A 22,302-nucleotide genomic window follows, 5' to 3' on the forward strand; every position below is an offset into this window, starting at 1 on the left:
AGAGCGCAAAGGTTTACGCAAAGTTCGCAAAGTTTAATTTTTGAGTTAGATTTTATAAAATAAAAAGTTCGCAAAGCTTTAATCTAGCTTTGCGAACTTTGCGTTTTTAAACGTACAATTAAGTAAAAATCCTTGCGTCCTTAGCGGTTAAAATTTACGGTACTGTTACAGGATTATTTCGAACATAACTTCCGTCATCATACTTAATTTGGTATGGAGAATTAAAGAAAGTGCTTAGCAGATAATAATCTGTTGTGATGATTTGCGCGCCTGATTTTTTAGCAGCTTCAAAATGTGAATAATCGTTTTTACGAGCCTCTTTGGTATCTGAATCTGCACGGGTTCTTATTAGATAACCTTTTTTTACTAATTCTTCGATTTGTGGATCTTCGGAGTTATTTCTAAACAAAGCTGCGGCTTCGGGTTTTCCAGGTTCGGCATTAATAAAAACGGCGCGTCCATTAAGGGACGGATGATTCAATGCGTACAAATCTCTTTTTGCGCCGTTGTTATCTAATAAGAATAAAAATCGTCCTTTAGCTTCTTTTAAAGTTGGCCAATTGTTATTTAAAACTGCTTCTTCGAGAGTTTTATATTTTCCGCGAACCATATCTGGCGTAATCAGTTTGTCTTTTCCCATTTCTTTACGAATCACTTTGTCCATTTCGTCAAAAACGGTTGCTGTAAAATCTTCTGGTTTTGTTCCGAAGAAATTGGCATCGCCATCTTTTGGTTCTAAAGTGATGAAAATAGGAACGTGATTTGGATTAGCATCTGACCATTTTTTTAATTCTTGAAGACAGATTTCGAAAGTATAGCAAGAAGTCCTAAAATCAATATCTGGCATATGAAAAACCTTAAAACCTGGTTTTTTCATTAATCCGTTTGGATCGTAAGCTTCTTCAGATTTTGCAATATCCAAACCTTTCGGGTGGGCATATTTTCCGCCTTTCGCGTCAGCAAAAATGTCAATTTCGAGATTGCGTAAGCCTTTGTTTAATTGATCTGTAATGCTAATATGAGTGTATTGCAAGCCTTTAAGAGAACGAGTGGTATCTCTAGCTTGAATAAGATTATATAAATCAGTTTCGATCGCGTGACGATAGCTGTTATGCGATCCGATAACCTGAATTTGGTTAATTTTCAGATTGTCGTTTTGCATTTGAGCACTTAAATTTAAAGTGCTGGCAAATAATAAAGTGAACAAGAATGGTTTCATAATTCTAAAATGTAATTAATGTTTGACTGGGACGCATCAAAAGAAAATTCCATTTTTTGAAAGTGACTAAATTAAATGTCATGCTCGATTTTGATGTTAGTTTAATAAAAAGAAATCGCAAAGGCATTTCTATTTTTACTTGAAAAAAGTAGTATTTCTACATCAAATGTGTTTGTTTTTTAATTTAAAGATAACATTGACACAAGAAACTTTGGCTTTTCATTTTATTATTTTACGATATTAAAAAGCCTCTAATTGCCATATGAATAAACCTGAAATTTTTGAACAAACGTATAATCAATATTGGAAAAAGCTCAACGCGTTTTCTTATACGATGACTCAGGACAAAGACTTGGCGCAGAACATTGTTCAGGATGTTTTTGTGGATTTATGGGAAAGAAAAGAAGAACTGAGTATTAATGCGATTGAACCTTTTTTGTTTCGCGCGGTTAAGAATCAGGTTTTCAAACATTACCAGAACAATCGTTTTGATAAGACGATTTTAGAAGAAAAATTCGAAGACTACATTATTGACAATTTTTCGACTATAGAGCCAGAAGTGATGGATTTGCTTTATGCTTTATTAGACAAACTTCCAGAAAAGAGAAAAGAAGTTTTGCTGATGTATAAATTTCAAGATATGACAATCGACCAGATTGCAGACGAACTTGGAATTTCTAAACAAACCGTAAAAAATCAGATTTCATCAGCGGTGAAGCAACTTCGTGAAGGCTTAAAAGACTTGGCTTGGCTGGCTCCTTTCATTATTTTCAATCAAAAATTTTAAGATAACTTTCGCTTGATGTTTTCATAATATTTGGCGATAGTACGATTTAGTGATTCTGGTACTTATTCATAACAATAAGTATTTATGATAAAAAGAATCAAACATAGTTTAGAATATCTGCTGGATAAAAGTTCGCGAGGAAAAACTTCATCGGCAGAAGAAAATTTATTACATGATTTTGCTTTCAGCGAATATCAAAAATCAGAATGGGATAGCGATTTTATGGGAAACCCTGAAATCGAATCTCAAAATATGTATGATGAAATCCAGTTAAGAATTGGAAAGAAGAGAGCTTTCCGTCCTTACTTAAAATATATAGCTGCTGCCAGCATTCTTTTTCTGCTTGGTTTAGGATTTTTCTTGAGACCAAATGTTTTAAACCAAAAACAAATCACATTTAAAACGTCATCGATTCCCAAATCTATCCAATTAAGTGACGGTTCGAAAATTTATCTGGCAGCAAACTCATCATTTCAGTATCCTGAAAAATTTAACGGCGATCAAAGAACGGTTTCTTTACTAAAAGGAAACGCTTTTTTTGAAGTTGCCAAAGACAAAGAGCATCCGTTTATTATTCATTCTGGCGAAATAAAAACCAGAGTTGTAGGAACTTCATTCCACATTCAATTATCAAAATTAAACTGTAAGGTAATTGTCGTAACCGGAAAAGTAAATGTTTCTGGAAAAGGGCAGAGTGTCGATTTAGTGCCAAATCAGGAAGCTTTATTCGAATCTCAAAAGTTAACCAAACAAATGGCTGATAAAGCTTTTTTGGTGAATTGGTATAATGAAGATGTAACGCTACAGCAAACTACTTTAAAACAAGTAATCACCATTTTACAATATAAATACGGAGTTTCATTTGAATATAATAATAAACACGTATTAGCAACGCCGTTAACGGTATTCATCAAGAAGGACGCGACATTAGAAAATGTTTTGGAACAAATAAATTATATCACAAACCTAAAATTCAAAGTTTATGGCGAAATAGTAAAAGTGGATTAAAAACAAAAAAGCAGTTGCGGGAACAACTGCCATTAATAATTAAGCATCGTAAAAACAATTACTTAAATCATGTATTTTAAACCTTCTTATTTAAATCTAAAGAGTTTTGTCTTTTTAGTTCTAGCTTTACTTGCCTTTCAGAGCGGTTATAGTAAAACTTTATTAAAAGAGTCAAAAGTAGCAAATAAAATAGAAAAAGCTACCCTTGTTTCTATTTTTTCAAAATTAACACAGCAGACCGATTACAAATTCAGCTACGGACAAGCTGTAATTGCCGATAATACAGCTTATGCAGTAAATTATAGCAATGAGTCTATTACGGCAATTTTGAATGATCTTTCTAAAAAAGCCGATTTCAATTATAACATTAATGGGAAATTAATTTTAATTCAAAAAACGGCTGCGCCAAAAACAGTAAATACTAAAGCTGTTGACAGAATTAAAGTAAAAGGAAAAGTGGTTGACGAAAATAAATTGCCTATTCCTGGAGCAACAATTACAGAAACAAGTTCATCAAATTCAACGGTAACTAATTTCGATGGAGAATTTGAAATTACAGTTGGAGAAGGAAAAACGATTGACATTTCTTATATGGGCTATAAAACTAAAACAGTTGCCGTACAAACTGGTTTTATGACTATTCAATTGGATCCAAATACAGCGGAATTAAATGAAGTTTTGGTTGTAGGTTACGGAAAACAATCTAAAAAAGATGTTACTGGTGCGGTTACGCAATTGGAAGCAGGAAACTTTAAACAAGGTGTAAACGTTTCTGTAGATAATTTAATGCAAGGAAAAGTAGCAGGTGTTCGTGTTGTAAATACAAGCGGTGAGCCAGGAGCGGGAGTAAATGTAACCATTCGTGGAGTTGGATCTATCAGAAGCGGAAGTACGCCTTTGTTCGTTGTAGATGGTGTGCCTTTGTCTAATGACGATGTGAGTCCATCGGGAAGTAATGTTGGTTTTGGAACTTCTTCGGCTAAAAATCCGTTGAACTTTTTGAATACAAGCGATATCGAATCGATTACGGTTTTGAAAGATGCATCGGCTTCTGCGATTTATGGAGCGAGAGGATCTAACGGAGTGGTTTTAGTAACTACTAAAAAAGGTTCTAAAGGTGAAGGTACATTAACTTTTGATACTTATACAGGAGTTGCAACTGTGGCTAACAAACTTGATGTTTTAAGCGCTGGAGAATACAGAAATGCAATTAAAGACAAAGCATTTGATCACGGTGGAAATACAGATTGGCAAGATGTAATTTACAGAACAGCTATTACGACAAACAATTCGCTGTCTTTTTCTAAACAGACAGAATCTGGAAATTATTATGCTTCGATAGCTCAAATGGATCAGGAAGGAGTTGTTCGCAACAGTAATTTTAAACGTCTTTCTGGAAGAATTAATGCAGCTGAATCATTTTTGGATAACAAACGTTTGAAAGTAAAAATGAATCTTACGGCAAGTGAAACTAAAGATGACGGAGTTCCAACAAGTGATGACGGTGGTTCAAACGGACAATTGATTGTGCATACTTTAATGGCAAATCCAACGCGTTCTGTTTTTGATGCCAATGGAAATTATACCAATTTCAATATGAATGCGCATTACAATCCTGCCTATTTGTTGAGCATTTACCAAGATCAAACTAGAACATTAAGAGTTTTAGGAAACCTAGAAGCTTCTCTTAGAATTATTGACGGATTAGAGTATAAATTAAACATTGGTGTCGATCGTTCGATGGCGGAAAGAAATACGACGATTTTTCCAAACTTAACAGATTTGAATCCAAAAGGGAAATATGTTCAGAATAATTTAGATTCTAAAAACTCTTTGGTTGAGCATTATTTGACTTACAATTTAAATTTAAATAAACATAAAATTGAAGCTTTAGGCGGTTTCTCATACCAAAAATTTGAAAGATCAGGAACAAGTTTCAGCATTGACGGAATTTCAAACCAAGGTGAAGGTGTTCCTCCATCAATTAATCCTGGTTTCAAAGGAACACAATCTGGAACAACAGGTTATGCGCAGGAAAATGAATTGCAATCTTATTTTGGAAGGTTAAATTATAGTTTCGATAATAAATATCTTTTAACAGCTTCTATGAGAGGTGATGGTTCTACTCGTTTTGGTAAAAACAACAAATACGGTTATTTCCCATCATTTGCTTTAGGATGGAATATTGCTAATGAAAGTTTCTTAAAAGATTCTTCGATATTAAACAATTTAAAACTTAGAGCAAGCTGGGGACAGACAGGAAACCAAGAAGTTGAAAATAAAATTACGCAAGCAAGTTATTCTTTGTCTGGAGCTGATGGATATTATTTATACGACGATTTAAATCTTGTGAACGGAGTTTCGGTAAACAGAACGCCAAATCCTGATTTGAAATGGGAAGTTGTAACGCAATACAACGTTGGTTTAGATTTCAATTTATGGAATGATAAATTGTACGGAACATTAGACTATTTCAATAAAACTACTACGGATGCGATTTTGAATGTTCCTTCTCAAGCTTTGAGCCCAACGACTACAATTTGGACAAATATTGACGGTAAAATCATCAATAAAGGTATTGAGTTTATGCTAGGGTCAAAAATTGTCGACACGAAGAATTTCTCTTGGAATATTGACATGAACGGAGCAACATTGAATAATAAAATTGAAGATCTTCCAGTTTCAGAAATCTTGACAGGAACAATTTCTGGTCCTGGTCAATCTGGAGTAAATGCAAATATCTACAAAAGCGGTTATGCAGCAGGATCATTCTATTTGTTAGAACATATTGGTTTTGATGCAAACGGAGGAAATATCTTTAAAGATCAAAATGGAGATGGGGTAATTGATAATAGTGACAGAATTATTATTGAAGGAGCTTTACCAACTTTCTACTACGGATTTAATAGTGATATGAGATACAAAAACTTTGCGTTCTCATTTTCTATCATCGGGCAAACAGGAGGTTATTTGTTGAATAACACAGGATTAAATGCATTAAATATCAACAACCTTGCATCAGACCGTAACGTAGCAACAGGTTATTATGAGTCTGGAGCAAATGCAGCAAACTCACCAATCTTGTCGACTTTATTCTTAGAGAAATCAGATTTCATCCGATTGAATACTGCTCGTATTGGTTACAACTTCGATTTGAAAGGATTAAACTGGATCAACGGATTAACGCTTTATGTAACAGGTCAGAACTTAATTACGATTACCAATTATACAGGTTACGATCCGTTAATCAACAGTCCGAAATCTAACGGAGGAAATCAATCTATCGGTATCGATTATGCAAGTTATCCAACTTCTAGAACATTCAGTTTTGGAGCAACTTTAAAACTATAATTATTATGAAGACAAATACAATTTTTAATATTAAAACATTAGCAATATTTTCTTTTATATGGCTTTTTGCAAGCTGTACAAACCTTGACGAAGTTGTGCTGGATGAGGTTTTAGGAGAAGATGCTTCAAATCCAGCAGGAGCTTTGGCAGCAGCTTATGATCGTTTAGGAGACGGAACTTTTGTAGATCACGGCGGTATTTTTTCTTTACAGGAATACACGACCGATGAGGCAATTTTACCAACTCGAGGAAGTGACTGGGGAGACGGAGGAAAATGGAGAGATATGCACGAGTTTACATGGAAATCTGATAATGCTGTTGTAGTGGACAACTGGAATAAATTGACAAACGGAATTACGCGTTCGTTAACTGCAATCCAGTCAGTTGAAGAAAGTTCAATTCCAGAGAAGAAATTGTTTTTAGCGGAAGCAAAAGGACTTTTAGCATATTATTTATACACGACATTAGATTTGTACGGACAAGCGCCTTACAGAGATCCGATGAACCCAAATGCGCCTTTGCAGATTTTAAAAGCCGATACGCAAATTGATCAATTAATTAAAGATGTTGAAGCTTTACTGCCAGATTTAGCAGAAATGGGAACACAGCAAACGCACCACGGAAGATTTACAAAAGAAGCGGCTTACGGATTTCTAGCAACTATGTACTTGAACCGTGCTGTTTTTAAAGACCGTTTTAATGCGTCTTCAAACTTCAATTTTAATGAGGCTGCCGCAACTGGTACAGGAACAGATATGGATCGTGTAATTTATTATACTTCATTGCTGATCAATTCTGGTAAATATTCTTTAGAAAGTGATTATTTCAAAAACTTCGCAAGAGATAATGATAAAGGGAAAGAATTGATTTTTGCAATTTCTCAAAAGATCGATTACATCAGAAATGGTTCAAATAGTTTTGCTTATGTGTGTATGGAGCGTAACCAAAGAACATCTGCGGCAAATAGAGGAACAAATGCGGCTTGTACAACTCCTGAGTTTTTTGCAACATGGGACGGAAATCACGATGATCCAAGATTTCAACAGAAATACCAATATGGAGACGGAACTTGGTTTATGAATGACGGAACAGACGTAAGCATTCCAGCAACAGACATTGTACCAAAAAGTGCTAATTTACCTTGGTTTCATTTTAACAGAGGAATTCAATACGGACCACAATATGGACCAGTATTATTGTCTTCTGGTTCATTAGAAATGGTTAACGGACGGATTAAAGTTTCGCCATTAGTAATGGAAAAAAGTACTACAACAAAAATGGATTTTACGCCTTCTTTAACTTTCAAAAATCCAGCTCAGGCAGTTTTTGCTCAAAACGAGATTAATCAAGGTGCACGTATTTTTAAATATGAATTTGATCCAGAAGGAGGAAACGGAAACAGTAATGTTGATATTCCATTATTTCGTTTAGGAGGAATTTACACGATGAGAGCCGAAGCATATTTCAGAAAAGGAAATACAGGTTTAGCGATGGAAGATTTAAACAAATTACGCACAAGCAGAAAAAGAGAATCTTTATACGGAAGCGTTGCAGGAAAAGCTTTGACTTCGATTGATCAGACTGTTTTATATAATGAAATTGGTTTCGAATTATATTGGGAATTATATAGAAGACCGCAAATGATCCGTTTCGGGAAATTTGATCTTCCAGGAACTGCAAAAGCAGCTTCAGAACCATACAGAAGAGTTTTCCCAATTCCGCAGTCAACAATCGATGTAACTAAAGAATTTGAACAAAATCAAGGATACAATTAAGTTTGTGTGTTAGTTTATTTTTTATTTTTTTTTCAAAAAGCCTGTTTTCAAAAAAAGCAGGCTTTTTTTCTTTAAGGTTCAGAGTTGCAAAGTGACAAAGGTTCAAAGGTTTTTTGGAATGACATTCTATGTAGAATCGTAGAGATGCACTGCAGTACATCTAACACAAAGAATTTCGCACAATCAAAGAAAACCTCTGTCTCTTTGAAACTTTGTCGCTTTGAGCCTTAAAAAAATATAATAAACGAATAGTTAAATGTAAGTGTTATCTGATTGATATTGAGTATATTTGAGTGTGTATTGAACATTGATAAAATGTTTAAAATAAAACTTCATTAAATAACTCAAAAAGTATAAAAATCATGATACATCAAATCGATACTACAGATAATATTGTTGCCTTTAGAGCATTGGCAGAAGTAACAAAAGAAGATTTTTTGACCACAGTAACTCCAGCCGTTGAACACTTGGTTAAACAAATCAATGAAATTAATTTTTTATTGGTGTTAGATACAGACATAAAAAATTTTACGCCCGGCGCTTGGCTAGAAGATGGCCTTTTGGGGCTTAAACATTTAGGAAAATGGAATAGGGCTGCAATTGTTACCGATACAGAAGAAATTATCTCTTTCACAAATGGATTTAGTTACATTGTTCCAGGTGAGTTTCGTGGTTATAAAAAGATAGATTTTAATAAAGCATTAAATTGGGTAGAAGGAAATATTTCTTAAATCAATCTTCTCAAAATAATAAAGAGCGCTTATTTTAAATAAGCGCTCTTTATTTATGATAGTTTATAAACGATTAGTGATTGTATTCGATACCGCTGCTTGCCTGAGCATCAATTTTTTCTTTAGATACTTGACTGTATTTTTTATAACAAGCAGAAGCTAGAATAGGTAATGCTACACTTCCTACAACTGCACTTGCTTTTGGATGCCCTGTTTTCTTCAAAACTGCCGATGCTAAAAGAGCACCAACGCCAACACATACCATTTGTTTTACTGACAGATTTAATGGTTTACTTTCAGGTTTAATTCCGTGTAATAATGGGTCTATAAAATTCAAATTCTCCATAATGCCAATTAATTTTAATTATACTTATTGTTATTTTTTTAATTTTTACTGTTTTCAGTGTCAGTTTCACTTTCAATTTTCTCAATTTCGACCTTTTCCTTTTTTATAGCTTGACGCAATAGAGCAAAAAGACTCATATAAACATTTGCCATAAAAACCAGAGAAAACCCTGCCAAAATATAACCTCTCCAATCATTTAACAAAAGTTTATAATCGCAGATAATCAGAAAGGCAATTGTAACGTAGTGACTAAAACAATATTCACAAGTAAGGAGATAGAAGAACTTTCTTGACAGTATGTATCTGTCATTTTTAGAATGTCTGACACACCATTCATGCGGTTCTCTAAAAATCTCTTCATGAGTGACAGTCCAACTGATACAGGCAATCGGAATTGCTAGTACAAAAAGCCAGACAATTTGAGTTGCTAAAGTCATATTACTTAATGCTTTACAATTTACAATAATTTTTGTTATTCTCTCGGATGATTTTCTGGATAATGTTCTGCGTCAAAATCATTCAATTCTTCATCTTTGTCATGATCTTCATCTCTTTCCTGATCATTTTGGTATTCTAAATCAGGATCGTATTCATCATTTAGATCATCTTCAGTATCATCGTTTGTTACGGCATCATCTTCATTGATGATTCTTTCTTGATTCGGAATATTTTCTGAACGAATAGTGGTATTAGGCTCAAAATCTCCTTTTGGATGCAAAGGATCTTCAATAAACTCTTCCTGATATTGATACGGATCTTCATCTCGCGCATAATTGTCATTGTCAATCAGCGTATTTTGTTCATAATAATCAGGATCGCTTTCGCCAAATTCTCGATTGTCCTGTTTTTTCAAAACTTGTTTAAACTCATCTTCATTAGAGTAAGTTCCATCAGCGAGAGTATTTTGTTCGATATAATCGGGATCAAATTGACCATAATCATAGTTGTGTTGCTTTTCCATAATACTATTTTTAGATTATTATTTTTTCAAGATTGAATCTTCATAAAGAAGACCTGTAAATTCTTTACAGTTTTACTGTAATTGTCTTATCCTAGCTTTAAAAGTCAAGGCATTTTGGCTTTTATATTTTTTCGAATTATACTAAATGACTTTAAAAAGCTGTATTTACAAATTTACTGCGTTAAGAGAAGGAAGTTCTTATAAGAAAATAAAGGATAGTTGCATAATTAACAGTTACTTATAATGTAAATATTGTAGGAAATTATGTAAGTTTACTATATAGGAACAATCTACATTTGAGGTTGAAATCAATGTGCAATTAAATTTGAATCAATATGGCATCAGAAAAAGTAGCAGCATGCTGTGAGGCTTTAATAGAAAAGAACTTAACAATAGCATTTGCAGAAAGTGCTTCTGCTGGAAAAATGTGTTACGAATTTTCTACAGTTGTTAATTCTGGAAGAATTCTAATAGGAGGAATAGTCTGTTATCATTCTTCAATGAAAGAAGATTTGCTTCATATTCCGTGGGGAACTATTGAACAGCATAGTGCCGAATCTGCAGAAGTCACCAAGTTAATGGCACAAAATTTTTACCGCTATATTAATTCAGATGTTTGTGTTGGTTTAACAGGACTGACTACACCAGGCGGAAGCGAAAGCGACTCAAAACCTGTTGGGACCATTTTCATCCATATCATTTTTGGCGAAAAACAAATTGCCAAACGTTATGAGTTTAAAGGAACTCCAGAAGGGATTATTGACCAAGCAATAGATGCTGTGGCCGATTTGATTTTGAAAGAGATATAAAAAAATAGGTATTAGAATAGCAAAAGCCGTAAAGTAATTAAACTTTACGGCTTTTTAATTTTTAAATTTGCATCTAAAGAATTTTGATTTTCTCATTTATGAAACCTCTCTCTAGTTTTAACGTAAGAGCTTATGCGATTTGCGAGAACGATAATAAGATTTTAGCACTTTACGAATATCACAAAGGCAAAATATATTGTAAACTTCCAGGTGGAGGTGTAGAATTTGGCGAAGGTATTCTAGATTGTCTGCACAGAGAATTTGAAGAAGAACTTAATGCTAAAATCGAAATCGTTGAACATTTATATACACAAGAACATTTTGTTGAATCTATTATTGATGATGGAAGACAGATTCTTTTGGTTTATTATGTCGTAAAAATTAGTAATCTTGAAGAAATGAAAATCAGTACATCAGATATAAGCAGATTTGAATGGATTGATATCAATGAAAATCCGTTTGTTTTACCAATAGATAAAATTGCGCTTGCCAAATACAGAGAACGATTTAACATTCTCAATCGGTAAAGTTTACTTTTTAATATAAAGCGAACCATTTTTAATTGTCTTTTTACCCAATAAACCTTGCTGATGTAATTTCTCTAAAATAGAAGTAGCTTCAGAAGTCGATTTATCCAAAATGACAGCATATTCTTTTGGTGCTAATGTTGGAAAAATCTCAAACAAATCTATCGCATTTTCATTTTTAATATTCTTCTTTTTTGCTTCAGGAAATAAGGTTAGCAAAGCATTTTCATAAGCATCATAAGGTTTAGAACCGTAAACAGTTAGTTGATTATTATCTGCATTGGCTAAAAATAAAGTTGGAAAACCTCGTACACCAAGAGTTTTTGCTAAATTTAAATCATCTTGAAAAAGTTCTTCGGCATCATCATAATCTGCTTTTAGTTTCGGAACATCTAGACCTGCGATTTTTGCAGCTTCTGCTATGTTTTCCCATTTGGCAATGTTCTTTTTATCGAGATAAAGCTTTTCGCGAAGAATACGCATAAATTTTACAGCTTTTTCTTTACTCTGCATTTGCGCTGCTTTCATAGCTATACATGACGGATAAGAAGAATCTAACGGATCTTCAATCCAAACATTTCCATCAATTGGCATTTCGTAGTATAAACTTGCTTCATCCCAATGATGCGCCACATCAGAAGGTTTGCTTATTCCGCCGCTATTATAACTCCAATCTGGCAATAAACCGCCCATTCGATAATCAATTTCAAAATAATCGCCGTACTCTAGTTTTAATTTTCTAAGCTGAGGTTCAATTCCCCAGCAAGAAGAACAAATAGGGTCGGTATAGTAAATTATTTTGACAGGTTTATTTTCTGTTGGAATAGCTGTTTTTTCATTCGATTTTTCGCCAGTAGGCATCTCACACATTCCGCTTACAGGATCGCATAATAACGGATTTGTTTTGTCTTCACTCATTTTAGAATTCGTTTGTGACTGACAGCTTGCACTGAAAATCAGGATTAATAATAACGACAGTATTTTCATAGTAATGTTTAAAAGGTACTCTCGGATTTATGAATTTGTTGCAAAGTTGAGCCGAATATCAAAACAAGTCAATTAGTCAAAAAAACATGACTAGAAGGTAATGGATTGTCATTTTTAAAAAGTGAGATTATCATTATAAAGTAATTGCGAGCTTGTAATTAATTGTTTATTTTTCACTTCCTAAAAATAGAAGCCAAAGATGAATTATATTCAAAAGATTAAACGCCTTTACAGCCTATCTGAAAATGAAAACTACGGATTTTTAGAAAATCAGATTCTCTATCTTGAGAAAACATTAAATGTAAAACTTCCTTCAAAAATCAAAGAATATTATTTGGAATTAGGGAAAGAAGAAAACCTTAATTACTGTTTTAATAGACTTTTGAAACCTGAAAATGAAATTGGATTCTCAGATGATGATTTTCTGGTTTTTTATGAAGAAAATCAAAACGTAGCTTTTTGGGGAATTAAAAAGGAAGATTTATCATTGGAGAATCCGCCAGTATATGGCAACTACGATACAATCGAAAAATCAGCTTGGGAAATGGAAACTGAGACAGCGGAAAACTTTTTTCTGTTGATGGCAGTTTTCAATGGTACTTTGGGCGGACTTCAATTTAATGGAAATTATTTAGGAGAAATTGATTCTGAAGTTGTAAAACTTGTTGAAGAAAACTATGCGCTTGTTTCTGAAATCAGCAGAGAAAATCAAAAGGTATATACAGATGAGTTTTATGATGTAATCAGTTTATCATTCGATCAAGAAAATAATTGTACAGGAGCTTTTATTGGATCAAGCGATCAGGAACGATTTGATGCCATTCTTAATCTTGTTGATATAGATTGGTCTTATCTGTCTTATGATGATGAAGAATATGATGAGGACGATGAAGAATAATCAAATTAAAAAGTGATAATAAATAAAGAATGAGAGAATTAAATTATTTAGTAAAAATAGAAGGTAACGAAGCGCTTTTAGAAAAATTCATTGAAGCGATTGATAATAATACAGTTAAAATAGATAAAGCATATCCAAATCCGTACGCATTAGATTCGGGAGAAAAATTTCTGTTATCACCCATAATTGAATATTTTTTCCAGACTAGACCTTTCTCAAAAGAGTTTTACATTTCGTTTGTTGAAAAATTAAGAAAACTTACTGGATTTGAGAGTTATCGATATTCATTAGGATTGCAAGCTGAAGAATTGGTTTTTAAAAGTTTTGAAAGAGTAAAAAAAGGCAAATACAAGATTTTTATACCAAAAACTAAAGAAGAACTTCTGAAGCCAATATTGACAGAAGAACAAAAAGAACTTTTAAGTTTTATATGTTATATTGCTGTTTCTCATATAAAATACGGCCCTAGTTATGCTACAGTTACTGCAAATGAATATTTTGATGTTGTAACTGAATTAGGTTCTAATGAGGTAGAACAGCTTAAGAAAAACGGAACAGGAAAAATTCCGAAAGAATTGACAGAGTATAAAGACAAAGATTTTACAGGAAAAGCAAATGATGTTTTCGCCAAAATAAATCTTAAACTAGCTGCGGAAACAGAAGAAAGCTACGCTAAAGCATTGCACTTCGTGAATAACCTTTTAAAATCTGATTTTCCTAAAAGCTTCGAAATTAGTTTTTCATCAAAAGGAAAAGAGCTGCTTCCTATAAAAGGGCTTTCAAAATGCGGACAGAATTACTTTTTCGCAGGAGCTGTAAAATATCCAAATTTGCATAAAAGCATTTTAGAATATATCAATCTTACTAAAAAGAAATACGAATGGTACACCAATCTTGAAGCTGAAAATTGTGCCATGCCTTCTACTTTTGCTGTTTTTGCTTTAGGATTAGAGAACGAAAAGTATTTTGATACACTAATAGATTATTATCAGACAATTGATGGTGAACATCAGTCTATTCAGCAGAAATTTACACCTGTGTTTTTGGAGAAATTCGGAATAAATGAAAAATCAATAAAAGTCTATATCAATGCTGTTTTATCCATGCAAGAACATCCGCATAATAAAGCGTTCATTTCTTATTTTACAAATGAAAATAGCTTGAAGTTATTATTGGATAGTAAAGAGAATTTTATTTCGAATTATTTTACGGAGGAAGATTTAAAAGACTATTCAGATAGTGGTACTAATGTTCAGGAAATGGCAAATTATTGCTGGGAAGGTGTGATGCATACTACGTTTGGACAAAGCAAAGGTTTCGCTAAAATTAGCAAACAGCTTACAGATGTAGAAAGAGAAATCTTTGAAAAACTTTTGCAATAAGAATCTATATAGTATATGTTTTATGGATAAAGATCAGTTTAAAAGTAATTTATTTCAAACCATACAAGAAGCTGTAAACGAATTGAAAAATAAAACAATTCTTTTTACTATAACTCCAATTAAAGAAAAGAATGTAAAATATAATTCAACGGATGATTTTGTGCGTTTATGGATTTTTACAGAGAAAAATTTAAGAAAGCAATTTACTTTAGATGAGTTTGTAAATCTCTTTTCATTACCTAATTGCAAATATCCATTTTGGATAAAAGTGATTTTAAGTGAAAGCACCGATGAAAATGTTATTTTTGAATTAAGAATGAGCATGAGATTCAGAAAATCTACACAATTGATGCATATTGAAGGTGGATATCCGCCCTTTATTTATGAACTTAAGTAAGATTTAAAACATGAATAAACAAATACAGATCGAAGAACTCAATAACAATACTTTTTTCTGGAAATATTATTTCTGCTGGTCAAGAGGTTATGATGAAAAAGAAGAAATAAATATCGACGAGGTTCTAGAAGTTGTAGAAATTAACGAAACTGAAGCTTATGAGTGGGAATGGAAGTTTTTCAATCAGAATGATATTGAAGAAAATCCAAGATATGTTTCGGGCAAAATAAATGATGATTTAAATTATGCTGTTGAATTCGCCGAATATGAAATCAACTTTTTCTTGAACGATATTTATATTGGCAATCTAGGCGGACATTTTGAAGCTTGGTTTTTTACTTTGGATGAATTATTAGCTTTTGAAAAATATCCAAATCTGTTTCTTCTTTTTCTTCCAATGACAGGAATACAAGAAAATGAAAAAGCTATTTTAAAACCCATAATTGTAAAACATTTAAATGCAATTCCAAAATTTGAAGCACATTTAGAATATATTTCAGATTGTATTTTAAACGGATTAGTGATGCAGTCTCCATTTCTAGAAACAAATGACATTGGATTGACAAATACCGAAAACCACAGTGTAAGAAACATAACAGATTACCCACGCTACAGAGAAGGGGTAACACTATTAAATAAAATTTTGCTTTCTTTTATAAATGAGTAACAATAGGCAACTTTGTTCCTTTGCAACTCTGGACCTTTGTGCCTTGCCACACTCATTAAACTTTCATTAACAAAAAGTAATTTATCATTATTTTATATTTGTAGGAAACAAATTAATCATAAAGCATTATTCTCATGAAAATAAAGCCTTTTTTCTACATATTTTTATTCGGTATTATTTCGGTTTCGGCGTATAGTCAGAATGTAAAATTGCTAAATATCAATCAGCTTAACGAGAGAATCAAAAACGGGAAAGACAGCACTTATGTTGTGAATTTTTGGGCAACATGGTGTGCGCCATGTATAAAAGAATTACCACATTTTGAGAAATTGGGAGCAGAGCACAAATCTGAAAAACTGGCTGTTTTATTAGTAAGCTTGGATTTTAAATCGAAACTGGAATCAAATGTGATTCCGTTTGTAAAAAGGAAGAATTTAAAGAATGAAGTCTTTTTATTGAATGAAAGCAGTCCACAGGAATTTATTGATAGAATAGATCCAAGCTGGTCAGGAAGTATTCCGGCTACACTTTTTATTAAAAATGATAAACGAAAATTTGTCGAAAGCGAATTTACATACGAACAATTATTAACTGAATATAAAAAACTGTAAACCATTATGAAGAAAATAATCTTATTACTAGCATTAGCATTTTCTGCTTTTCTATCTCACGCACAAAATGCTGTAACACTTAAAGCGGGTGATGCGGCTCCAGATTTCAAACTGAAAAATGTGGACAACAAAGAAGTTTCTTTTGGAACTTTTAAAGATGCAAAAGGATATATTGTAGTTTTTACTTGCAATACTTGTCCGTATGCAATTGGTTACGAACAGAGAATTATAGATTTGGATAAAAAATTCAAATCGCAAGGATATCCTGTCATTGCAATCAATCCAAATGATCCTGAAGCTTCTAATGCAGATACTTTTGCAAAAATGCAAGATTTAGCAAAAGACAAAAAATATTCTTTCCCATATTTATTTGATCCAGGACAAAAAATTACAGATGAGTATGGAGCAAAACGTACGCCTCATATTTTTATCGTTTCTAAAACAGCAAAAGGAAATGTTGTAGAATATGTTGGAGCAATCGATAATGATCCAGAAGGAAATAATCCTCAGAAAATAAAATATGCTGAAGATGTAATCGCATCTTTAAAAAGCGGACAGAAACCAGCAATTACGCAAACTAAAGAAATTGGCTGTACTGTAAAAAGAAAAGCAAAAGCTTAAGTTTTTTGTTTCAGGTTTAAAGTTCCAAGTTAAACGGAACAGAATAAAACTTGAAACTTGAAACCTGAAACAAAAAAACATAAAAGACAAACGCCCCAAATATGGGGCGTTTTTTTTGGCATGTATAGATGAACAAGTTTACTTTTTATCTATTCTATAAAGTCTTCCTTGATCGGTAACGGCGTATAATGCTTCATCTTTTCCTTGTGTAATATCTCTAAATCTTTGTCCTTCACCAGCCAATAATCTTTCTTCACCAGCTACTTTATTGTCTTTAAAAGCTAAACGAACAATATGCATACCGCTTAAAGCACCAATAAAAAGATTATTTTGCCATTCGGGAACGCGGTTTCCAGCGTAAAACGTCATACCACTTGGCGAAACCACGGGATCCCAATAATAAACAGGCTGTTCCATTCCAGTTTGCTGCGTAATACCTTCTCCAATTTTCGTACCACTATATTCAATTCCGTAAGTAATTGTTGGCCAGCCGTAATTTGCACCAGCTTTAATTCGGTTAATTTCATCACCTCCTCTTGGGCCATGTTCGCTTTGCCACAATTCACCAGTTGTTGGGTGCATAGCCAATCCCTGCGGGTTTCTGTGGCCAATAGTATAAAGTTCTGGCAAAGCTCCAGTTTGTGTAAAAGTAGGATTTCCAGGTGCTGCTTGTCCGCTTGTTGTAATGTGTACAATTTTGCCTAAACTGCTCGTTACTGATTGCGCCAAAGGACGTGTTTCTAGCACAGATCTTTCACCAATACTCACAAATAGATTTCCAGATTTATCAAATAAAACTCGACCTCCGTAATGAAGTGTGCTTGCGTTTGGCGTGTTCGAACGATAAATAACCGTTGCGTTTTCAATCGCTTTTTCATCGTTTGAAATTCTTCCTTTCGCGACAGCGGTAATATTTCCGCCAGCCACAACTTCAGAGAACACCCAGTAAATCATTCGGTTTGTTGCAAATGCAGGATCAAGACAAATTCCAAGCAATCCACCTTGACTATCTGGATTAACAGCTGGAACACCAGTTAAGGCATTGCTGATAACACCAGCTTGAGTAACGATTTTAATTTTTCCTGCTTTTTCAGTGACAAGTAGACGCCCGTCAGGAAGATAGGCAACTCCCCAAGGCGCACTTAAGCCGTTGGTAATAACTTTAGATTCAATTTCGGTGGTAGTCTGAATGCTTCCTGCGCGTGTCTGTCCAGAAAATGCTGGTTGATAAGTGGTGTTTGCCGTTCCTGTTTCTACAGGTGGTCCTGTCGGTCCTGGATCTGTGCCTCCGTCAGTATTGTCATTATTCGAACAGCTACCTAAAGCAAGAATTCCAGCAAGAAGAAAAATACTTTTTTGAATTATCATAATGCTTTCATTTTAATGGTTAAAATTAAATTTTTGCATTATCGAACATTTCGAAAGAGAAGATTTAGGGTAGAGGTTTGTTAATTATCAAATGGTCAGTTTCGAACAAACTCTTATTTTCAATTAAGAATGCCTAAATGCTGATGCCATTTTATATGAAGTAATAGAATTTCAAAAACAGAAATCAAACTTCTTTTGGAAAAAGCATTTAGTGGGACATGCCTAATTGGAACGATAAATTGTTATAAAATATTGCCAATAAGAACTGGAATGTCTTTTTCTTAGCAGAAATTTAACATTCAATATTTTAAAAGAAATAAGGCTGAGGTCTTATCTTTAAAGAAGATTTTAAAGACTCTTTAATTTTTTCATGAAGATTGGAAAAACTTCATTTAATTCTTCAAAAAGTGGATTTTTTCTGTTTTTTAATTTGATTTCGGTGAATAATTTTAGCCCTAAAGCAAATTGAACGGCTTCTGATTCGTTTGCAAAAATATCCTTTTGTTTGATTCGTTCAATGATTCCAAAAATTTCGTCGTGATTGTCAAATTCAATTCCGAGTTCTTTTGCTGGTTCGGTTTCACCATTTGAGTATTCCTTAAGACTTAAAGTAAGGTAATATTTGTTTGATCTTTTTTCCATGATTTTTGTATTCTAACTTTTATTTAAGCCATTTATCGACCAATGTTTTAAAGGCTTCTTTATATTGTTCGCCAACTGTAATTTCTATTTTATCAATAAAAATGGAGTTTTTACTGATGGCGCTTATTTTATCTAATGAAACAATGAATGAACGATGAACGCGCATAAATTTTGAAGAAGGCAGTTTTTCTTCTAATGCCTTAAGCGAAATAAGAGACATTAAGGCTTTCTGTGAATCTTCAAGATGTACTTTTACATAATCTTTGAGACTTTCGATATAAGTGATGTCTTTCAATGAAATTCTGACCCATTGGTATTCAACTTTCAGAAAGATAAACTCATCATCGGCTGCAATGGAATTAAAATGATTGCTAGCTTCTTCAGAAAGCTGTAAAACTTTGCTCGAAGCACGTAGAAATTCTTCGTAGCTAAAAGGTTTTAAAAGATAATCTACAGCATTTACTTTATAGCCTTCAATTGCATAATGATTATAAGCGGTCGTAAAAATAATTTTTGGCAATGGTCCAGCTTGATCTTGTATTAATCTTGCTAGTTCCATTCCGCTTAAATTAGGCATATTGATATCCAAGAAAACTAGGTCAGGTTTTGTTTCCCTGATAAGTCCCATGGCATCTACGGCATTGTCGCAAGTAGAAATTAATTCTAAAAACGGAGTCTGTTCTATAAAGGTTTCTACCAGTCTTAAAGCCAACGGTTCATCATCTACTGCTATACATTTTAATACTGTCATTGCTCTAAATTTATCTTCAACTTAATTTTATATGTTCCGTGATCGGTAACTCCAAAAGAAATAAAATGCTGATTTGGATAAATCAATTGTAATCTTCGTTTGGTGTTGGTTAAACCAATTCCGCCTACATCGGAAACGGTTGTTTTTTCGAAATAAGTATTTTCAACTTCAAACTCCAGTTCGCTTCCATTTTGTGTAAGCTTAATATAGATTTCACTTTTATCAGTAGCATGAACGCCATGTTTGAAAGCATTTTCTACTAAAGGTAGTAATAACATCGGAACAATTGGGTAATCGTGTATTTTTTCAGGAATATCTGTTATAATAGTCAATTTGCTGTTGGCACGAAGTTTCATTAATGCAATGAAATCTCTCATAAATTCAGCTTCTTTTAGCAACGTTGTTTTTTCTTCTGTGCTGTAAAGCAAATAACGCATCATACGGCTCAAAGTGTGAAGCGCATTCCTAGAATCTTCAATATCAGTATAAGTAAGTGAATAAATGCTATTAAGCGAGTTAAAGAAAAAATGCGGATTGATTTGTGCCTTAAGCATAGCAAGTTCTGCGGCCGTTTTATCCTGTTCTAATTTTTGCTTATGCTGAGCCGCTTTTTGCCAATATTGCAACATGGCCCAGCTTGTGCTTATTCCTAAAACAAGTAAACTAAGCATTAAAACGTAATTGTCAAAATAAGGGTTTTTATATTTTTTGAATCCTAGAATCAAACTTATTTTGGTGTGAAGATCGGTTTGTGAAGTATAAAAATACGCAATAACCTGCATGGCAAAAATCGTAATAAAAGCCCAAACCAAAAAAGGGGAAGTATTGTCTTTAAAAATGGTTCTTGGAACTATAATTCTTGCATTTGAATAAAAAATGATGATCAATAAAATCAATAAGACCATTTGCCAGAGCCAGAAGACACCAGGTAGCGTTACATTCCAAGTTAAAGGTATATAAAACAGCATTATAAAGCCTAATAATACCCAGCTTAGTATGTGTAATCCGGTAAATAAGTAAGGTCTGAAAAAGCTTGGTCCCATTGTGATTTTTGATATTTATGGACAATATTACATTTTATTCAAATACAATTTTTTGGTAATCGCTAAAATGGGATTTAGAGTCTCTAAAAAGCATTTTAGAGCCGATAAGATGAAAATTAAACACTTGTTTAATATTTTAAATAAAACCATCGGTTCTCATCTTGCCTTTATCGATTGTCTCTTGCTGTTCGTCTATTTGAAAAATTTCGTATCTTATATTTTATTTCTTTTGTTCACATATAATCGATAATTACACATTTTTCACAATGACTAAGCAATCATTTTTAAGCATCCTCGCAGCATCACTTATTATCGCTTCTTGCGGTAAAAATGATAAATCGGCTCAAGCCGGAGGTGCGCCGCAGATTAAAGAATATAAGACTGTGACATTACAGCTAAAATCAGCGACATTAAACAGCGATTTTCCTGCTAGTATCCAAGGACAGCAAAATATAGAAATTCGCCCAAGAGTTGAAGGCTATATTGATAAAATTTTTGTTGATGAAGGTGCTGTAGTTAAAGCAGGACAGCCTTTATTTAAAATCAGCGCTCCAGAATATGAGCAGCAAGTTCGTACTGCGACAGCAAGCATTAAAAGTGCTCAGGCAGAAGTTAGTTCAGCAAAATTGGCTGTGAATAAAGTAAAACCATTGGTTGAAAAAGGAATTATCAGCAAATACGATTTAGAGTCGGCTCAATATACTTATGAGTCAGCTATGGCATCTTTAGCGCAGGCAAATGCAGCTTTAGTAAATGCTAAAGTTAACTTAGGTTATACCACCGTTACAAGTCCGGTAAATGGAGTTGTAGGTTCAATTCCTTTCCGTTTAGGAAGTTTGGTAAGTTCTAATACAGCTGAGCCTTTAACAACAGTTTCAAGTATTGGTAACGTATATGCTTATTTTGCAATGAATGAAAAAGTTCTGCTAAATTTTACTAAAGACGCAGGAGGTTCATTAAACCAAAAAATTAAAAGTATGCCAGATGTTTCTTTATTGCTTTCAGACGGTTCGACTTATGATCAAAAAGGAAAAATAGAAACCGTAAACGGATTAATTAATACAGAAACAGGTACTGTAAACTTTAGAGCACGTTTCCCAAATCCAAAAGGAATTATCAGAAGCGGAAGCAGTACTACAGTTCAAATTCCGAACTACGTTAAAGACGCCATTATAATTCCTCAAAGCGCCACTTTCGAATTACAAGATAAAATGTTTGCAGTTATTGTAGGAAAAGACAAAAAGACAACAAATGCTAATATCACAGTGTTGGACAACTCAGCAGGAAACTATTATGTGGTAACAAGCGGTTTAAAAGCTGGAGATGAAATCGTATTAGAGGGAGTAGCTTCATTAAAAGAAGGAACTGAAATTAAACCTAATAATCAAAGCCAAGAAGCAGTTTACGCCGATTTAAAATAA

General features: G+C 33.3%; 23 protein-coding genes. 14 read left to right on the forward strand and 9 right to left on the reverse strand.

The window, feature by feature from the left end; all coding sequences use genetic code 11:
• Window positions 1-154: 154 nt before the first annotated feature.
• Window positions 155-1,219, reverse strand: coding sequence for a phosphatidylinositol-specific phospholipase C1-like protein (locus JI750_RS16980; RefSeq protein ID WP_202004728.1), 1,065 nt, complete (start codon window positions 1,217-1,219; stop codon window positions 155-157).
• Between the two features lie 262 nt (window positions 1,220-1,481).
• On the opposite strand from JI750_RS16980, the gene JI750_RS16985 reads away from it, so the two are divergent.
• From JI750_RS16985 to JI750_RS17005, 5 genes are all read left to right on the forward strand, one after another.
• On the forward strand, window positions 1,482-2,006 hold the full coding sequence (locus tag JI750_RS16985) for an RNA polymerase sigma-70 factor (protein ID WP_202004731.1): 525 nt from the start codon (window positions 1,482-1,484) through the stop codon (window positions 2,004-2,006).
• A gap of 84 nt (window positions 2,007-2,090) precedes the next feature.
• Complete coding sequence (locus JI750_RS16990) at window positions 2,091-3,014, forward strand: FecR family protein (RefSeq protein WP_202004734.1); 924 nt, start codon at window positions 2,091-2,093, stop codon at window positions 3,012-3,014.
• A gap of 69 nt (window positions 3,015-3,083) precedes the next feature.
• Window positions 3,084-6,365, forward strand: coding sequence for a SusC/RagA family TonB-linked outer membrane protein (locus JI750_RS16995; RefSeq protein WP_202004737.1), 3,282 nt, complete (start codon window positions 3,084-3,086; stop codon window positions 6,363-6,365).
• A gap of 5 nt (window positions 6,366-6,370) precedes the next feature.
• Complete coding sequence (locus JI750_RS17000) at window positions 6,371-8,140, forward strand: RagB/SusD family nutrient uptake outer membrane protein (RefSeq protein WP_202004740.1); 1,770 nt, start codon at window positions 6,371-6,373, stop codon at window positions 8,138-8,140.
• A 362-nt stretch (window positions 8,141-8,502) separates the two neighbouring features.
• Complete coding sequence (locus tag JI750_RS17005) at window positions 8,503-8,871, forward strand: SpoIIAA family protein (protein WP_202004743.1); 369 nt, start codon at window positions 8,503-8,505, stop codon at window positions 8,869-8,871.
• Between the two features lie 73 nt (window positions 8,872-8,944).
• On the opposite strand, the gene JI750_RS17010 is transcribed toward JI750_RS17005, so the two are convergent.
• Genes JI750_RS17010 through JI750_RS17020 form a run of 3 tightly spaced genes read right to left on the reverse strand, consistent with a single transcriptional unit; the run spans window position 8,945 to window position 10,178 of the window.
• Window positions 8,945-9,217 (reverse strand): PrgI family protein, encoded by a 273-nt coding sequence (locus JI750_RS17010; RefSeq protein WP_202004746.1) that lies wholly within the window; start codon window positions 9,215-9,217, stop codon window positions 8,945-8,947.
• Between the two features lie 38 nt (window positions 9,218-9,255).
• The gene (locus JI750_RS17015) at window positions 9,256-9,654 is read right to left on the reverse strand and encodes a hypothetical protein (RefSeq protein WP_202004749.1); all 399 of its coding nucleotides are present in this window, start codon (window positions 9,652-9,654) and stop codon (window positions 9,256-9,258) included.
• A 35-nt stretch (window positions 9,655-9,689) separates the two neighbouring features.
• Window positions 9,690-10,178: a hypothetical protein gene (locus JI750_RS17020; RefSeq protein ID WP_202004751.1), complete on the reverse strand. Its 489-nt coding sequence runs from the start codon at window positions 10,176-10,178 to the stop codon at window positions 9,690-9,692.
• Window positions 10,179-10,513: 335 nt separating this feature from the next.
• Here JI750_RS17020 and JI750_RS17025 point away from each other — a divergent pair, with 335 nt between their 5' ends.
• Together JI750_RS17025 and JI750_RS17030 are read left to right on the forward strand one after the other, a co-directional pair.
• Window positions 10,514-10,987, forward strand: a complete 474-nt coding sequence (locus tag JI750_RS17025; RefSeq protein WP_202004755.1) for a CinA family protein — start codon at window positions 10,514-10,516, stop codon at window positions 10,985-10,987.
• A 98-nt stretch (window positions 10,988-11,085) separates the two neighbouring features.
• Window positions 11,086-11,514 (forward strand): NUDIX domain-containing protein, encoded by a 429-nt coding sequence (locus tag JI750_RS17030; RefSeq protein WP_202004758.1) that lies wholly within the window; start codon window positions 11,086-11,088, stop codon window positions 11,512-11,514.
• 3 nt (window positions 11,515-11,517) lie between these two features.
• On the opposite strand, the gene JI750_RS17035 is transcribed toward JI750_RS17030, so the two are convergent.
• On the reverse strand, window positions 11,518-12,432 hold the full coding sequence (locus JI750_RS17035) for a DsbA family protein (RefSeq protein WP_202005233.1): 915 nt from the start codon (window positions 12,430-12,432) through the stop codon (window positions 11,518-11,520).
• 268 nt (window positions 12,433-12,700) lie between these two features.
• Here JI750_RS17035 and JI750_RS17040 point away from each other — a divergent pair, with 268 nt between their 5' ends.
• The 6 genes from JI750_RS17040 to JI750_RS17065 all read left to right on the forward strand — a co-directional run bounded on the left by JI750_RS17040 (window position 12,701) and on the right by JI750_RS17065 (window position 17,077).
• Window positions 12,701-13,399 (forward strand): SMI1/KNR4 family protein, encoded by a 699-nt coding sequence (locus JI750_RS17040; RefSeq protein ID WP_202004760.1) that lies wholly within the window; start codon window positions 12,701-12,703, stop codon window positions 13,397-13,399.
• Between the two features lie 29 nt (window positions 13,400-13,428).
• Complete coding sequence (locus tag JI750_RS17045; RefSeq protein WP_202004762.1) at window positions 13,429-14,781, forward strand: DUF6138 family protein; 1,353 nt, start codon at window positions 13,429-13,431, stop codon at window positions 14,779-14,781.
• A gap of 22 nt (window positions 14,782-14,803) precedes the next feature.
• Window positions 14,804-15,178 (forward strand): hypothetical protein, encoded by a 375-nt coding sequence (locus tag JI750_RS17050; protein ID WP_202004765.1) that lies wholly within the window; start codon window positions 14,804-14,806, stop codon window positions 15,176-15,178.
• A 10-nt stretch (window positions 15,179-15,188) separates the two neighbouring features.
• Entirely contained in the window at window positions 15,189-15,845 is a 657-nt protein-coding gene (locus JI750_RS17055; protein WP_202004768.1) for an Imm19 family immunity protein, read from the forward strand.
• Window positions 15,846-15,979: 134 nt separating this feature from the next.
• Window positions 15,980-16,456, forward strand: a complete 477-nt coding sequence (locus JI750_RS17060; RefSeq protein WP_202004772.1) for a TlpA family protein disulfide reductase — start codon at window positions 15,980-15,982, stop codon at window positions 16,454-16,456.
• A gap of 6 nt (window positions 16,457-16,462) precedes the next feature.
• A complete protein-coding gene (locus tag JI750_RS17065; protein WP_202004775.1) occupies window positions 16,463-17,077 on the forward strand; it encodes a thioredoxin family protein in 615 nt (204 codons plus the stop codon).
• 138 nt (window positions 17,078-17,215) lie between these two features.
• Here JI750_RS17065 and JI750_RS17070 read toward each other — a convergent pair whose 3' ends face one another.
• The 4 genes from JI750_RS17070 to JI750_RS17085 form a co-directional block, all read right to left on the reverse strand.
• Window positions 17,216-18,445, reverse strand: coding sequence for a PQQ-dependent sugar dehydrogenase (locus JI750_RS17070; protein ID WP_202004778.1), 1,230 nt, complete (start codon window positions 18,443-18,445; stop codon window positions 17,216-17,218).
• A 348-nt stretch (window positions 18,446-18,793) separates the two neighbouring features.
• A complete protein-coding gene (locus tag JI750_RS17075; protein WP_202004781.1) occupies window positions 18,794-19,087 on the reverse strand; it encodes a DUF3861 domain-containing protein in 294 nt (97 codons plus the stop codon).
• Window positions 19,088-19,106: 19 nt separating this feature from the next.
• On the reverse strand, window positions 19,107-19,838 hold the full coding sequence (locus JI750_RS17080; RefSeq protein ID WP_202004784.1) for a LytR/AlgR family response regulator transcription factor: 732 nt from the start codon (window positions 19,836-19,838) through the stop codon (window positions 19,107-19,109).
• Window positions 19,835-20,881, reverse strand: coding sequence for a sensor histidine kinase (locus JI750_RS17085; RefSeq protein WP_202004787.1), 1,047 nt, complete (start codon window positions 20,879-20,881; stop codon window positions 19,835-19,837). Before JI750_RS17085 ends, JI750_RS17080 begins: the two co-directional genes overlap by 4 nt.
• 266 nt (window positions 20,882-21,147) lie before the next feature.
• Here JI750_RS17085 and JI750_RS17090 point away from each other — a divergent pair, with 266 nt between their 5' ends.
• Window positions 21,148-22,302, forward strand: a complete 1,155-nt coding sequence (locus JI750_RS17090; protein WP_202004790.1) for an efflux RND transporter periplasmic adaptor subunit — start codon at window positions 21,148-21,150, stop codon at window positions 22,300-22,302.

This window comes from Flavobacterium tagetis (genome assembly GCF_016735615.1).
GTDB classification, from domain to species: domain Bacteria; phylum Bacteroidota; class Bacteroidia; order Flavobacteriales; family Flavobacteriaceae; genus Flavobacterium; species Flavobacterium tagetis.